The sequence below is a fragment of the Prevotella vespertina genome (assembly GCF_009728485.1).
Classification (GTDB): Bacteria; Bacteroidota; Bacteroidia; order Bacteroidales; family Bacteroidaceae; genus Prevotella; species Prevotella vespertina.
In genome coordinates this window covers 17,744-32,127 of record NZ_VVIQ01000003.1, presented here as the reverse complement: position 1 = coordinate 32,127, position 14,384 = coordinate 17,744, and the positions used below count along the sequence as shown (strand labels likewise).

Below are 14,384 nucleotides of genomic sequence, written 5' to 3'. Positions count from 1 at the left end.
AATATGAAAAAAGAGATAATTATTAGTGGCTTTGGTGGACAAGGTGTACTCTCTATGGGTAAGATTCTTGCTTACTCAGGACTAATGGAAGATAAAGAGATAACATGGATGCCTGCTTATGGTCCAGAGCAGCGTGGTGGTACAGCTAATGTGACTGTTATCATCAGTGATGAGCGCATATCTTCGCCTATCTTAAGTAAGTACGATGTTGCTATTGTACTAAATCAGCCTTCGTTAGATAAGTTCGAACCAAAGGTAAAGCCGGGTGGTATCCTTATATATGATGGTTATGGTGTCATGAATCCACCAGCTCGTAAGGATATCATAGTTTATCGAATCAATGCGATGGACAAGGCTGCTGAGATGAAGAATGCCAAAGTCTTCAATATGATAGTCCTAGGCGGATTGCTTAAGGTTTGTCCTGTTGTAAGTACTGACGGCTTGAAGAAAGCACTCTATAAGAGTCTGCCAGAACGTCATCATAACTTAATTCCATTGAATATGCAAGCTGTGGAAGAAGGAATGAAGATAATCGTTCAGCAGTAAAATGATATACAAAGCAACCTGATTTTTTATAACTCTCTAATTTGTTTAAGGGGCTCCAGCAGTGATGCTATGGGCTCCTTAATCTATTTATAAAAGATTGTGTCCATTTAAGCACACCTTATTAAGTTTTTCGTATATTAGATTGTTCTATTATTCCACTAATATAGTTTAATTTGTTCACTATACCCCTATTATGGTAAACTTTTTATGGAAAAGATTTGGCTGTTTCATTATTTTTTTATTACTTTGCAGCCAATTAAAGTGTTGATACTATATAATTTATAAATATTAATTAATTCAGAGAGACAATGAAAAAGTTAGTTTTGATGTTAGCTGCTGCGTCTATGGCAGCTTCAGTTTCTGCTCAGACTGTAGCAGAGAGCAAGGCTTTTGACAACGTTTACGTTGGTATTAATGGTGGTGTTGCTACTAAGACTACTGGTCACAAGTGGTTGAGCGACCTCGATCCAAATGCTGGTCTTCGTATTGGTCGTTACTTCACTCCAGTCTTTGGTTTGGCAGTTGAAGGTAATGCTTACTTCTCAAACAAGCCTTGGCACTCAACAGGTACAGCAGTTCGCGCTACAAATGTTAGCTTGTTAGGTACTGTAAACTTGAGCAACCTCTTTGGTGGTTACAAGGGTGAGCCTCGTGCATTTGAGGTTAGCGCACTTTATGGTCTTGGTTGGATGCACGTATTTACAAACAACAAGGCTGTAGAGAATCTTACTTCTGGTCAGCGTAACCGCATGACTTCTAAGGCTGCTTTAGACTTCGCCTACAACTTCGGTTCACAGAAGCAGTGGCAGGTTTATGTTGAGCCTTCTATCAACTTCGCTTTCCTAGGTAAGGCTTATTCTAAGGTTCCTACAGCAGCTGGTGTTGCTAACCATGATGTAAACTATGGTTACAAGGCAGTTGCACAGGATGGTCAGCCAGCTTACAACATCAACAACTCATTCGTTCAGTTGAACGCAGGTGTTGTTTACAAATTCAAGAACTCTAATGGTACACACAACTTCACAATCGTTGTTCCACGTGACCAGGCTGAGATCGATGCATTGAACGCACAGATTAACGAGCTCCGCAACCGTAAGCCAGAGGTTATCACTAAGGAGGTTGTTAAGGAGGTTCCTGCTGTTAAGGTTAAGGAGTTCACTGTATCTGACCTCGTATTCGTAACATTCGCTCAGGGTAAGTCTGCTCTTACAAACGACGCTAAGGCTGCTCTTAACAACGTTAAGGAGGGTGTTCACGTTCAGGTTGTTGGTACAGCTTCTCCAGAGGGTTCTAAGGAACTTAACGATCGTCTCTCACAGGCTCGTGCTGACGTAGTTGCTAACTACCTCAAGGGTCGTGGCGTTATCGTTGACGAGGCAACTGGTAAGGGTGTACAGGGTGTAACTTCTAACCGTTTGGCTGTTGTTTACGTAAAGTAATCAGTCATACAAATTAAGAAGTTAAACCTTCTATAAAGTAATATGGGATGTACCTCAAGGGGTGCATCCCTTTTTCTTATTCTAGATGAATGGGGTTTAAGTTCTGTTGAGTGATTTGGTTGTAGAATGATTGTCCAATAGTTGGGATTGATTCGTATTGATACATTGTTTATTAAATATGGGAGAGATGGAAAAGTTATCAAAGATAGGGAGATATGAGTTTATGACAGAACCTTTTCATTGCGATTTCTCTAATCATCTATTCATGGGACATTTAGGTAATCATATGCTTAATGCAGCTGATTTTCATAGTAATGAGCGGGGTTATGGCATGAATTATCTTAATACTATCAACAAAACATGGGTGTTGAGTCGTCTCGCTATCGAAATGGAGGATATGCCTAAAGCATACGACAAGTTTTATGTTGAGACATGGGTTGATGATGCTATGAAGTATTTTACAAGTCGCAACTTTAAGGTCGTTAGTGAGTCAGGACACATTTATGGATATGGTAAGAGCGTTTGGGCACTCATCGACACGGGTACTCGTGAGCCTTCAGATATCTTTGCTATCCGTGAAGGTCTTATTAATGAATACATAGAGAAAGACTATATTTGTCCGATTGGTAAGTCTTCACGTGTGAAGATAACAGATAAGGCTTCACTTATTCGTTCTATTGATACCTATTATAGTGATGTGGATGTGAATGGGCACATCAACTCTGTTAAGTATATTGAACATATATTTGACTTGTGGGATTTAGATTGGTATTGTCAGCATACAATTAAGCGTCTTGAGATTGCATACGTAGCTGAGTCTCATCAAGGCGATCGCTTACATTTCTATCGTGAGCAGCGTGATTCAGATTTAGACTTTAATGTGAGAATAACAAAGAGCAATGAACTTTGTGAAGAAACAGAGACTTGTAGGTGCAGGGTGTTATTTGTCTGATAGAATGAGGTAACTCCCATCCATTAATAATTGTTCCTCGTCCATAAGTTCCTTCATAACCTTGGTGACCATATCCCAATCCTCATTAAGCAGTCTAACCTCTGTCACAAGATGTCTCTCGCCATCAGCTACCATTGCGAGGAGCTTTTCTTTTATCTCCTCTTGCTGGTCGTGATCATCGTGATGAGTATGAGAGAGACATACATCACACTGCTCACAATCTACTGATTTCTTCTCTCCGAAATAATAGAGCAGCTGTCTACTTCTACAAACCCTATCGTTCTGTGCATAATTAATAACAGAATTAATGCTCTTCTGGAATTGCTCCTTCCGCTCTTCGTAAACGCTTTTATCCAGTATGACATCGCTACCATCAACACGATCTCTCTTATAACTAATGAGTGGAATACTCTTGCGAGGAATGAAATCTATGATGCGTTTCTTGCTTAGATTTACGAGCACCATATAAGTTTGATTGCGGTCAAGACCAGCCTCTTGCGCTATGTAACTCTCATCGACATAACCATAGTCCGTGAATAATCCACCATAGTTCCTAAGTAGAGATATGACGACATCATTCTCTTTCTCGCTTAATGAATCAAGTCGATAAAGGTCATCCCGTCTTAACAAGAACCGCACACGTGCATTATTATCTGGGTTCGGTTCGTAGTCAATATAACCAGCTCGTTGTAATAGAATCAACGCAGCGTTGGCTCGAATAGGGAAGTGTTTAAATGTTGCACAGAACTTATCAATAGGGAACTCAAACGTACAGCCTTCACCGCTATTCACGCCTATTTGATAGAAATAAGCTAAGTGCTCGTAGACCTGTTGTACAGATTCTTTCGGTGGGAACGTGTCCTCGATTCTCTTTTGTAGCGTTCGGTTGTCATGCCCATTATAGAGTAAAACCGCATAAGCCTTCTGCCCATCACGCCCTGCGCGTCCCGCTTCTTGGAAATAAGCCTCGAGCGAACTAGGGCAATCCATGTGTACCACCACACGCACGTCGGCTTTGTCAATTCCCATACCAAAGGCATTCGTCGCAACCATAACACGCACCTTGTTATGTTGCCATTCACTTTGACGTTGATCCTTCACGGCTGGCTCCAGTCCTGCATGATACCATGTTGCAGATATACCATACTGCATAAGCAGTTGCGCAACCTCTTTCGTTCGCTTCCTACTACGGCAGTAAACAATAGCCGTCTTTGGTATTGATTGAAGGATATGAACCATCTCCGCCTCTTTATCTTCTGCCTGTCTGACAACATACACAAGATTCTTTCGCTCGAAGCTCATACGGAAGACATTCTTCTCTGTGAAACCGAGTCGTTCCTGTATATCGTCAATAGCGTCAGGTGTGGCAGTGGCAGTTAACGCAAGGATAGGTACGTTGGGTACGAGCTTTCGTATCACTGCTATTTGCAAATAGGATGGGCGGAAGTCGTAACCCCATTGACTAATGCAATGAGCCTCATCAACCGTGATGAAACTCACTTTCATGTGTTTTAGTTTGATTTGGAAGAGATCGGAACTAATGCGCTCGGGTGAGATGTACAATAACTTAACGCCACCAAAGATACAATTCTCCAATGTTGTTACAATCGCATCTCTACTCATCCCAGAGTAGATAGCTGCTGCGGCTATTCCTTTGTGTCGAAGGTGCTCCACTTGGTCTTTCATCAATGCGATAAGCGGAGTAATGACAATGCACACGCCCTCTTGGGCTAATGCTGGTACTTGGAAGGTTAGTGATTTTCCTCCTCCTGTTGGCATTAGGCCTAAGGTATCCTTCCCTGCACCGATACTCTCGATAATTTCTCTTTGAATACCACGAAAGTCGGGATACCCCCAGTACTTATGAAGAATGTCAAGATAGGACATTGGACTTGCTACTTTGAGCTTTGACCTAGTAACTTTGAACTTGGGTGTTCGCTCTTGACCACCCTACATTCGTCAACGATTATCACTCCTCTGTAGGTCTTATATCCTCAATCTGCAGTTGCACAGCTCCACGTTTGAAGACATTGTCCTCGATGGTATAAGCAATATCAAACGAACGCTTGGATTTGATGTATCGTGCCGACGCACTCTGTCCGAAAGCAATACCATTCATAACATTGTTTGATTTCGAATCAACGAGTTCCAGCTTGATATGCTCTTGCTCACGTCCAACGACTTTACTTGTTCCGAAATCGTACACATCCAACGTACAGAAGATAGGTTTAGGATTTGCAGGTCCGAAAGGTGCGAATCGCTTCAGGTCGCTATGCAGTTTCTTCGTAATATCTTTGAAGTCTATGACGGCATCAATGTCTAGTATGGCTTCCCGCTGTTCAGGTTCAATATGCTCCTCTACGTATGCTTGGAACCGCTTACGGAACTCCTTAACATCCGACCACTTCATCGTTAGGCCAGCCGCATAAGTATGTCCACCGAAGTTTAGAAGTAAATCACGGCAACTCTTGATAGCCGCATAGACATCAAAACCAGCTACGCTACGGGCAGAACCAGTAGCAAGATTCTCGTCACGGGTTAGTACAACTGTCGGGCGGAAATATATCTCAGTGAGGCGGGAGGCAACGATACCGATGACACCTTTCTTCCAGTGTTCGTCATATAGTACGATACTGGATTGGTGCTTCTGACTCTCTAGGCGAGCCACAATTTGGTTCGCCTCTTCCGTCATCTGCCTATCGACGTCCTTGCGTTGTTCGTTATATTCATCGATATGTTTTGCCTGATTGAGCGCTAGGCTATACTCGCGTTCAACTAATAGATCCACACTCTTCTTACCATTCTCCATTCTTCCGCTGGCGTTAATGCGCGGTCCTATCTTGAAGATAATATCACTCATGGATAGTTCCCGGCCATTCAGCCCACAGATGTCAATAATCGCTTTAAGTCCTAAGCTGGGATTCTGGTTGAGCTGTTTCAATCCGTGGAAGGCAAGGATACGATTCTCGTCAATCACTGGCACAAGGTCGGCGGCTATACTAACGGCACAGAAGTCGAGTAGGGGAACGAGGCGTGAGAACGGAATATTATTATTCTTAGCAAAGGCTTGCATGAACTTGAAGCCCACACCACAGCCACATAGGCTCTTAAAAGGATAAGAGTCATCTGGTCTTTTGGGGTTTAATATCGCCACTGCGGGCGGCATAGTCTCGTCAGGCACATGATGATCACAGATGATGAAATCAATTCCTCGCTGCTTAGCATAGGTAATCTCTTCTATGGCTTTAATACCGCAATCAAGGATGATAATAAGTTTCACACCCGTTTCAGCGGCATAATCAATTCCCTTCTTACTCACCCCATAACCCTCATCATATCGGTCGGGGATATAGTAATCAATGTTAGAATAAAACTGTCGTAAGAATTTATAGACCAGTGCAACAGCCGTGCACCCATCTACGTCGTAATCTCCGTAAACAAGGATACGCTCCTTATGCCCCATTGCGTCGTTCAACCTGTCAACGGCGGCATCCATATCTTTCATTAAGAAGGGGTTGATGAGGTCAGCCAGCTGTGGTCGGAAGAATCTCTTCGCAGCACTCTCCGTCGTTATCCCGCGACGTATAAGCAGAGATGCAAGTGTAGGGCTCATGCCTAACTTATCACCTAATTCCTTAGCAGCATTACTCTGTTCGGTTGTCGGTGGTGTATAGTTCCATTTAAAATGCATCTTAATTTATTTTTATTTCTGCCCGTAAAGGTACAAAAAAAAAGCCAACCGCCGTGATGGCTAAGATGAATATTTGTATTAGATAGGATATGTCTCCGATTCGTTTCTTCCGCTATTTGTATGATTTTATGATAGGTATTTGCAGGTGAAAGGGTAGGGGAATGGCATATTCAGGAACGGCTAAGAATCTGTTTAGTAGCCTTATGTACTACGCTCACTTGCGGTTTCCGTGTTTGTTTTATACGCATCTTGTATTATTTCCGTGCTTATTCTGTATTTGCGCAATGCGTATGTTATTATATTATCTAAGTCTGATAATTAATTATCACACTTAGATAATTAATTATCAGACTTAGATAATACTTTATCACGCTTAGATAATGTAATTATATACGTATCAAAACAATGCAGAACACCTGAGAAAAGAAAGCGAATGCGGGGAAAATGAAATGCAATACGTATGCTTTTCTTCCTCTTTGCTTATGTTTTACGGACGGTTATGGGTGCTTTATACTATTGTATAGGGTGTTTTGCACGATGTGTTGTTGATGTGTGAAAGTGGGGAAGATTGATTTGTTTAGAGGCTTAGGACATAAAAAATCCCGCTCCATAGCTATGGAACGGGAAGAGTTATTTGTGATTGGAATCTAAGTAATTAGAGTCCCATCTTCTTGCGAATATCCTTAGGAATTGCATTCTTGTTAATCATGTAATCCATGGTGTTAGCAGCAATGAAGTCCTTTGTCATGTACCAGATACCCTTGTAGTCACCAGTCTCACCCCAAGAGTTCTTTACCATGTAGTACTCCTTACCATTCTGATCCTTTGCAATACCAAATATGAGCATACCATGGTCATCGGTTAGCTCCCAGTTGTCGAAACGCTCTTGACGCTGCTTCTGTGTAGGTGTAATCTCTGGTACGTTTACGCCGAGAGAGTCGATCAAGTCCTTCTTCTTCGCAGTAGATAGACCTAGCCAGTGAGCCATGTCACTGCCCTTCATGCTCTCAACTTTCTTGCCATCAACCATGTAAGCGAGTCCCTTGCGTGAGAAACCAGGCTCACTAACATCGCCACCCCAAGCAACGGTGTAACCGTTCATTACGGCATTGTCGATGACACGCATCATCTCATCCATTGGAAGGTTGTAAGATTGTGGGTAACGCCAGTTGTCCTGTACTTCTACAGCGAATGTCGTGTAGAATGGATGGTGTGTGTAAGAGGTAATGGTTACGTAATCGTCCCAATTCACACCGAGGCTTGCAGCGAAAGTCTCTGGAGTGTATTGCTTGCCTTCGTATGTGAACTTATCTGGGCACTTGCCGAGGTAAGCATCGAGAATGCCTTGCAATCCTACCTTCCATTGACCTGAAATCTTGTTAGCCTTGTTGCGTGCAACTGCGTTTACGTATGGTTCCATCAATGAGAAGAACTCGTTGAAGTTATTCAATGAGTCGCCATAGAGTGAACCTGGGAAAGGCATTGCGCTCTCTGGTACGATACCATGGTGCTGAATGGTGTAAAGTACGTCGTATGCAGAACCGCCTTGTGCAAACTGGCAATCGCCATGCAGACGAACAACTTGAACGGCACGATCCATGTAGGTCTTGTTAGCTACGAAGCTCTCGCAGAGGTCGTAAGTCTTACCAGTCTTCTTGAGAATCTCCGCCTCGAAGTAGCTAAGTGTGGAGTAATCCCAGCACGTACCTGAGCGGTTCTGGTCTTTAATACTTGTAATTGGATTCTGCTTTACTACCGTAAAGACAGGCTTGTTAGAAGCGGGTGCTTCTTTCTTGTCTGCAGCGTTAGCGCCTATCGCTACCAAAGCGAGCAGTGCTACTACTAATGTTTTCTTCATAAAGTTGTAAATAAAAGTAGGCTGCCATTGTTAGCTTTTGCATTGAGTGGCAGCCTTGGATGAAATTATTAATTATATGTTATCAATTACTTTCTGTTGGCTGCGATAAACTCTTCAACATCCTTTGGATGGTAAGGGATGAGGTCTTTACCAATAAAGCGACATCCCTCCTTGGTGATGAGGATATCGTCCTCAAGACGTATTCCACCGAAGTCTTTATACTCGTCGAGCTTATCGAAGTTCAAGAAGTCAGCGCAGTGTTTCTTTGCTCTCCATTCGTCAATGAGAGCAGGGATGAAGTAGATACCCGGCTCATCAGTTACCACGAATCCTTCCTCCAGACGGCGACCCATACGTAAGCAGTTCGTTCCAAATTGCTCTAGGTTAGGGCGTGTTTCCTCATCGAATCCTACGTTAATCTGGTCGAATGATTCCATATCATGAACGTCCATACCCATCATGTGACCTAATCCGTGAGGCAGGAACATTGCGTGTGCGCCAGCAGCAATAGCAGCGTCTGTATCGCCCTTTGCTAAGCCTAATTCTTTCATGCGATCGAAGAGAATACGACAAATAGCAAAGTGAACATCGGCATACTTGACTCCTGGTTTCGCATACTTCAAAGCAGCGTCATGACATTCCTCAACAACCTTGTATATCTCTAATTGTCTCTGCGTAAACTTGCCATTTACGGGGAAAGTACGTGTGTTATCCGAGCAATAGTGGTTGATGGTCTCGGCACCAGCATCACATAATGCAAGTCGACCTGATTCCAATACAGCCATTGATGGGATACCGTGCATAATCTCACCATGTTGCGAGAAGATGGTTGGGAAAGAAACCATTGCACCGTATGAACTGGCGATACCGCTAACCTGTCCACCAACGTACTTCTCCGTTACGCCAGGTTTAGCAATGATCATAGCTGTTGTGTGCATCTTATAACCAATAACGGCAGCACGCTCCAGTTCTTCGATTTCTTCTTGCGTCTTCACAGAACGCATCTTTACGATGGCACGGATGAGATCCATGCTTGCTGATTCTTTCTGCTGGTTAGGATGAATACCGAAGAGGTCAAAGATCTGAATCTTTATATCGGCACGATAAGGGGGAAGGAAATGGACTTTACGGTGCTCACGCAATGCGTTGTTGCAAATCGTCTTGAGTCCTTTCATGTCTACTGTGTTAGCCACGCCAACGGCATTGGCCATGTCTCTAACTGAATCAACACTTCCATACCAAACAATGTCATCAATGTCGATGTCGTCACCAACGAGTGTCTCGGTGTCGTTATCAGCATCAATCACACCAACAAGCCCATCACGCTTCATACCGAAGTAATAGAGGAAAGACGAGTCTTGGCGAAACGGATAATAACCATTTGCAGGGAAGTTTGCAGGTGATTCGTTATTGCCAAAGAGAATGATGATACCACTCTTTACGAGCTTCTTTAGCTCTGCTCGGCGGTTTACATAAGTTTCTTTGCTAAACATATTTCAATAAATTAGATGGTTTGATTGCAAAGATAGTTATTTTTGGTTGAAAGTTATTAACTTTGCAGTTGTTTTTTAACGAGTTTTTATGCAAATTGATAGGAATACGGGCTTAGTATTAGAAGGAGGTGGCATGCGCGGAGTATTTACCTCGGGTGTATTGGATGCTTTTATGAAGTATAATCTTCGTTTTAAGTATGTCGTAGCTGTATCGGCTGGTGCCTGTAACGGCTTGTCATATATGAGCAGACAGCCTCGCCGTGCACGTATTTCTAACATAGATATGCTTGCTAAGTATGATTATATAGGCTTGCGTCATTTGGTAACACAGGGCTGCATTTTTAATCCAGAGTTGTTGTATAAGCAGTTCCCATTTGAGCTTGTTCCCTTCGATTATGATGAGTACTTCCGTCAAAGTAAGTTAGGCGAAGTTTATGAGATGGTTGTAACGAATTGTGAGACTGGGTTAGCTGAATATCTTACTGAAACTGAGGGCAATGCGAAGAGATTAAATGAGTTAGCACGGGCATCCTCTAGTTTGCCTTATGTAAGTAAGATTGTCACCATAGATGGCAAACCTTTGTTGGATGGTGGTATCGTTGATTCTATTCCTGTTCAACACGCTATTGAGACAGGGCACGAAACCAACGTAGTGATTTGCACACGTAATAAAGGATGGCGGGATAAGGGTAAAGACTATAAGCAACCTAAGTTTATCTATCGTAATTACCCCCGCCTACGCGTTGCATTAAGTCATCGTATAGAGGCGTATAATCGTCAGTTAGATTTGATTGACGAGTTAGAAGAACAAGGAAAGATACTTGTCATTCGTCCAGAGAAGCCCGTTGTTGTTGGTAGAATGGAGAAGGATGTCAACAAGCTCGAAGCTCTTTATGAAGAAGGATTCCGCTTAGGCGAAGACTTTATCAATGAACATGTCGAGTAATGGGATAAATATAATCGAATAACTATGGGAAGCGCTTCACATCACATTATCAGTCCGAGTTATTTGCCATTATGTAAGAAATTATCATTACCTTTGTATCTGTTAATAACTAACCATTACATTTTGAAATAATAATATTATGACACAAGAGGAATATAACCTTTTAGACATTGATTTTGCTCATTGCCCTGGCTCTCATTGTGGAAAAGCAAATGAATGCTTCCGCCACGTAGCCTATCAGATGCTTGCAAATTGCACACGAGATCGTTATATGGTAACCAATCCGAACGTGATAACGGGCAAGCCTAATTGTCCGCTCTTTATATCTAACCGCAAGGAACGCTATGCTTGGGGAATCTCACACATCTTTGACAACGTGCGTGCCTCCGATTTGCGTGGCGTCCGACTGAGCGTTATGCAATGCTTCGGTGCAGCTACCTATTATCATGTTAAGGAACAGCTCCGTGCCATCACCGAAGAAGAACAACAAGACGTCCGTGATGCCTTTACCGAGAATGGTTATGACGGGCAGAGCATTGAGTTCGATCGCTATGAAGAGCATTATCCCGTGCTTATGCGCATGAAACGTTATAAGTAAGTACAGTCTTCGCCTTTCAATTATAAGTTCTTTTCTGCTTATATAGGTAATACGATGATACTTATATAAGCAGTACAATCGTATTCCTATAAGACCTATTGAGTTCTACACGTTTGTATAGCGAATTATACAGGCGTGTATAACTAATTATACAAACGTGTATAACTGATTATACAGACGTGTATAACTCGTTATACAAACTTGTATAATTCGGTTGATAAAGGCTAAGGAGGATGCGATGTCAAGTATAAGTGCAATCGTACATTAACTTATAGGTGCATTACATGGGTATTAGGAGTAAGATTGTAGTCTAATTGGATGGTGGAAGATGATGCTATCTTCTCTGTCTATATGGGTAAAAATAAAGGATTCCTCACAGGTATATTGCTGTGAGGAATCCTTATAACTGAATTGAATCTATAAATTCAAAGAGAAAGCTTTTTCTATTGTGGGTTAGACCAATATCGTTCGCTTAGTCTTTGTCGCCTTTTAGTAAATCAGGACGTAACCGCTTTGTGCGCTCCATTGCTTGATCGAACTCCCATTGCTTGATCTTAGCTTCATTACCGCTTAGCAATATCTCTGGTACATCCCATCCTTTATAACTGCGTGGGCGTGTATAGATTGGAGCGGAAAGCATATCGTCCATAAAACAATCAGAGAGCGCACTTTGGTCGTCACTGATAACGCCTGGAACGAGTCGAACCACAGCGTCGGCAATGATAGCAGCAGGTAGTTCGCCACCCGTAAGCACGAAGTCGCCTATAGATATCTCACGTGTAATGAGATGGTCACGTACTCGCTGATCAATCCCCTTATAGTGACCTGCAAGAATGATGATATTACCCCCCATTGATAAGTCATTGGCTATCTTCTGATTGAATTGTTCGCCATCGGGAGAGGTGAAGATAACGTCGTCATAATCTCTCTCTTCCTTTAAAGCACTAATACAATTATCAATAGGTTCAATCTGCATAACCATTCCAGCCTGTCCGCCGAATGGGTAATCGTCCACTCTGCGCCACTTATCCTTTGTATAATCACGAAGGTTATGAAGCCTAATCTCTGCAAGTCCTTTCTTTTCGGCTCTGGCAAGGATGCTCTCATGCACGAATCCTTCCAGCATTTCTGGTAAAACGGTGATAATATCTATTCTCATAAGTGTTACAAAGTTAAGTATTATTTTATTATTGCGTTGAGACTTTAAGTTTTTTTTGTAACTTTGCAGCAGTTTTCTAATAATAAACTAAAAACGAAATGAAAAGATTCTTTTCCCTCGCTATCCTTTTGATGGCAGCTTTTGGCAGTGCTATGGCACAGGATGTTCAAGTTCATTACGACTTAGGACATAGTCTTTACAAAGATCTCTCATCACGCATGTCGGTAACGACTACTGTTGAGATGTTTAAACCTGATACCTGGGGTTCTACCTTCATGTTCACCGATATCGACTATAAACGCGATGGTGCTATCGGTGCTTATTGGGAGATTTCTCGTGAGTTTAATCTCTCAAAGAACAAGCAGTGGGCAGCCCATGTAGAGTATAATGGTGGTGCTGGAACTAACTTGAAAGATGGTGCTTATGTAGGTAATCGTTATCAGCATGCAGTTCTCCTTGGTGGTGCTTGGAACTGGGCTTCAAAGGATTTCTCTAAGACCTTCAGCGTTCAGTTAATGTATAAGTATTATTTCAAGAACGCTAATAAAGGTTGGCATCCCTTTAGTGGTTTCCAGTTGACAGAAGTATGGAGTACTACCTTTGCAAAGGGACTTTGCACATTTGATGGTTTCTGCGATGTCTGGTATAATCCGAATGTAAAGGGCAAGTTAATCATGATTTCAGAGCCACAGTTCTGGTTTAACCTTAACACACTAAAGGGAATGAAGAATGTGAATCTGTCCTTAGGTTCTGAGGTTGAGCTTAGCAACAACTTCGTTTATAACGATGAGGGTAAGAATAACCGCTTCTATGCTATCCCAACCATTGCTGCTAAGTGGACGTTCTAGGGAGAACGGAAAGGAGTTGACGAAATAAACGAGGTCGTTGAATAGTAAACTTAAAAAGGCTCACAATAATTGTTGTGAGTCTTTTTTATGATCCTTTTAATAATCAACCTTACAAAGTTGCTATCATGTAATTGACGAAAGTACATTTCGTGGGGCACGGAAGTATAAGTTGTGGGGTACGAAAGTATATTTCGTCAATCTCTCTATTTCTTATAGCCTAGAGCCTCTAACCACGCTTTAACCTTACTCATGTCTGTACGAACCTCATGACCATAAAAGGCTTCGGGACTAAGGATATTGGCATTAGGATAAATCTCTTTGATGTCTCGAACGGCATAACCTAGTCCACTTCCTTCGTGCGTGAGGAAAGGAATGAGCGTCTTATTACTCAAGTCATACTGTTTCATAAAGGTGAACATAACCTGCGGATAGCTATGAATCCAGACTGGACCACCAAGGAACACAACATCATAGTCGTCAATATTGTTGACCTTTCCTTTGAACGGAGGATATTCTTTGCCGTATCTCTCCTTCTTTGCAACCTCAACTACTTCCTTGTAAGTCTTAGGATAAGGAGTTTCTCTTACCACTTCAAACTCATCACCACCGGTCACATCTCGAATGTAGTCAGCCACCATCTTTGTGTTGCCCACTTCGATATTCCCCACAGCATAATTCTCTCCTGTGTGAGAGAAGAAAACAATAAGAACCTTACCTTTCTTTTTCTCAGCATCTTTCTTCTCATTGTTACTCGTCTTACAACTTTGCGCTCTACTTGTCTTTGGTAGCATGACAAGGCATAATACAGCCACGATAATGGCAAATATTCCTGTTAACTGTTTCATAATTTATTG

The 14,384-nt window shown here is 42.2% G+C and carries 12 protein-coding genes; 6 read left to right on the top strand and 6 right to left on the bottom strand.

Annotation, left to right across the window (positions count from 1 at the left end; genetic code table 11):
* The first annotated feature begins 3 nt into the window (after positions 1-3).
* From F0475_RS03390 to F0475_RS03380, 3 genes are all read left to right on the top strand, one after another.
* A complete protein-coding gene (locus F0475_RS03390) occupies positions 4-546 on the top strand; it encodes a 2-oxoacid:acceptor oxidoreductase family protein (RefSeq protein ID WP_009436094.1) in 543 nt (180 codons plus the stop codon).
* Positions 547-854: 308 nt separating this feature from the next.
* Positions 855-1,985, top strand: a complete 1,131-nt coding sequence (locus F0475_RS03385) for an OmpA family protein (protein ID WP_155715367.1) — start codon at positions 855-857, stop codon at positions 1,983-1,985.
* 187 nt (positions 1,986-2,172) lie between these two features.
* Entirely contained in the window at positions 2,173-2,937 is a 765-nt protein-coding gene (locus tag F0475_RS03380; RefSeq protein ID WP_155715366.1) for an acyl-[acyl-carrier-protein] thioesterase, read from the top strand.
* Here the strand turns inward: F0475_RS03380 and F0475_RS03375 are convergent.
* The 4 genes from F0475_RS03375 to F0475_RS03360 all read right to left on the bottom strand — a co-directional run bounded on the left by F0475_RS03375 (position 2,926) and on the right by F0475_RS03360 (position 9,979).
* Positions 2,926-4,824 carry a RecQ family ATP-dependent DNA helicase gene (locus F0475_RS03375; RefSeq protein ID WP_155715364.1) on the bottom strand — a complete coding sequence of 633 codons (1,899 nt, stop codon included), beginning with the start codon at positions 4,822-4,824 and terminating at the stop codon, positions 2,926-2,928. The two genes, F0475_RS03380 and F0475_RS03375, sit on opposite strands and share 12 nt — an antisense overlap.
* 82 nt (positions 4,825-4,906) lie before the next feature.
* Positions 4,907-6,628 (bottom strand): single-stranded-DNA-specific exonuclease RecJ, encoded by a 1,722-nt coding sequence (gene recJ, locus F0475_RS03370; RefSeq protein WP_009436120.1) that lies wholly within the window; start codon positions 6,626-6,628, stop codon positions 4,907-4,909.
* Positions 6,629-7,283: 655 nt separating this feature from the next.
* Complete coding sequence (locus F0475_RS03365; protein WP_155715363.1) at positions 7,284-8,486, bottom strand: C1 family peptidase; 1,203 nt, start codon at positions 8,484-8,486, stop codon at positions 7,284-7,286.
* Positions 8,487-8,572: 86 nt separating this feature from the next.
* Complete coding sequence (locus F0475_RS03360; protein ID WP_155715362.1) at positions 8,573-9,979, bottom strand: aminopeptidase P family protein; 1,407 nt, start codon at positions 9,977-9,979, stop codon at positions 8,573-8,575.
* Positions 9,980-10,067: 88 nt separating this feature from the next.
* On the opposite strand from F0475_RS03360, the gene F0475_RS03355 reads away from it, so the two are divergent.
* Positions 10,068-10,925, top strand: coding sequence for a patatin-like phospholipase family protein (locus tag F0475_RS03355; protein WP_155715361.1), 858 nt, complete (start codon positions 10,068-10,070; stop codon positions 10,923-10,925).
* A 139-nt stretch (positions 10,926-11,064) separates the two neighbouring features.
* Complete coding sequence (locus F0475_RS03350) at positions 11,065-11,523, top strand: DUF6078 family protein (RefSeq protein WP_004382677.1); 459 nt, start codon at positions 11,065-11,067, stop codon at positions 11,521-11,523.
* Positions 11,524-11,995: 472 nt separating this feature from the next.
* On the opposite strand, the gene trmD is transcribed toward F0475_RS03350, so the two are convergent.
* Positions 11,996-12,682, bottom strand: coding sequence for a tRNA (guanosine(37)-N1)-methyltransferase TrmD (gene trmD / locus F0475_RS03345; protein WP_155715360.1), 687 nt, complete (start codon positions 12,680-12,682; stop codon positions 11,996-11,998).
* Positions 12,683-12,780: 98 nt separating this feature from the next.
* Here trmD and F0475_RS03340 point away from each other — a divergent pair, with 98 nt between their 5' ends.
* Positions 12,781-13,530 carry a nucleoside-specific channel-forming Tsx family protein gene (locus F0475_RS03340; RefSeq protein ID WP_009434950.1) on the top strand — a complete coding sequence of 250 codons (750 nt, stop codon included), beginning with the start codon at positions 12,781-12,783 and terminating at the stop codon, positions 13,528-13,530.
* 203 nt (positions 13,531-13,733) lie between these two features.
* Here F0475_RS03340 and F0475_RS03335 read toward each other — a convergent pair whose 3' ends face one another.
* Positions 13,734-14,375, bottom strand: coding sequence for a flavodoxin (locus F0475_RS03335; RefSeq protein ID WP_009434955.1), 642 nt, complete (start codon positions 14,373-14,375; stop codon positions 13,734-13,736).
* Positions 14,376-14,384: the final 9 nt, after the last annotated feature.

What these genes read in the sequence shown, in the direction of transcription:
- F0475_RS03390 (WP_009436094.1), top strand. Translation starts at nt 4, where the DNA reads ATGAAAAAAGAGATAATTATTAGTGGCTTTGGTGGACAAGGTGTACTC.
- F0475_RS03385 (WP_155715367.1), top strand. Translation starts at nt 855, where the DNA reads ATGAAAAAGTTAGTTTTGATGTTAGCTGCTGCGTCTATGGCAGCTTCA.
- F0475_RS03380 (WP_155715366.1), top strand. Translation starts at nt 2,173, where the DNA reads ATGGAAAAGTTATCAAAGATAGGGAGATATGAGTTTATGACAGAACCT.
- F0475_RS03375 (WP_155715364.1), bottom strand. Translation starts at nt 4,824, where the DNA reads ATGTCCTATCTTGACATTCTTCATAAGTACTGGGGGTATCCCGACTTT.
- recJ (WP_009436120.1), bottom strand. Translation starts at nt 6,628, where the DNA reads ATGCATTTTAAATGGAACTATACACCACCGACAACCGAACAGAGTAAT.
- F0475_RS03365 (WP_155715363.1), bottom strand. Translation starts at nt 8,486, where the DNA reads ATGAAGAAAACATTAGTAGTAGCACTGCTCGCTTTGGTAGCGATAGGC.
- F0475_RS03360 (WP_155715362.1), bottom strand. Translation starts at nt 9,979, where the DNA reads ATGTTTAGCAAAGAAACTTATGTAAACCGCCGAGCAGAGCTAAAGAAG.
- F0475_RS03355 (WP_155715361.1), top strand. Translation starts at nt 10,068, where the DNA reads ATGCAAATTGATAGGAATACGGGCTTAGTATTAGAAGGAGGTGGCATG.
- F0475_RS03350 (WP_004382677.1), top strand. Translation starts at nt 11,065, where the DNA reads ATGACACAAGAGGAATATAACCTTTTAGACATTGATTTTGCTCATTGC.
- trmD (WP_155715360.1), bottom strand. Translation starts at nt 12,682, where the DNA reads ATGAGAATAGATATTATCACCGTTTTACCAGAAATGCTGGAAGGATTC.
- F0475_RS03340 (WP_009434950.1), top strand. Translation starts at nt 12,781, where the DNA reads ATGAAAAGATTCTTTTCCCTCGCTATCCTTTTGATGGCAGCTTTTGGC.
- F0475_RS03335 (WP_009434955.1), bottom strand. Translation starts at nt 14,375, where the DNA reads ATGAAACAGTTAACAGGAATATTTGCCATTATCGTGGCTGTATTATGC.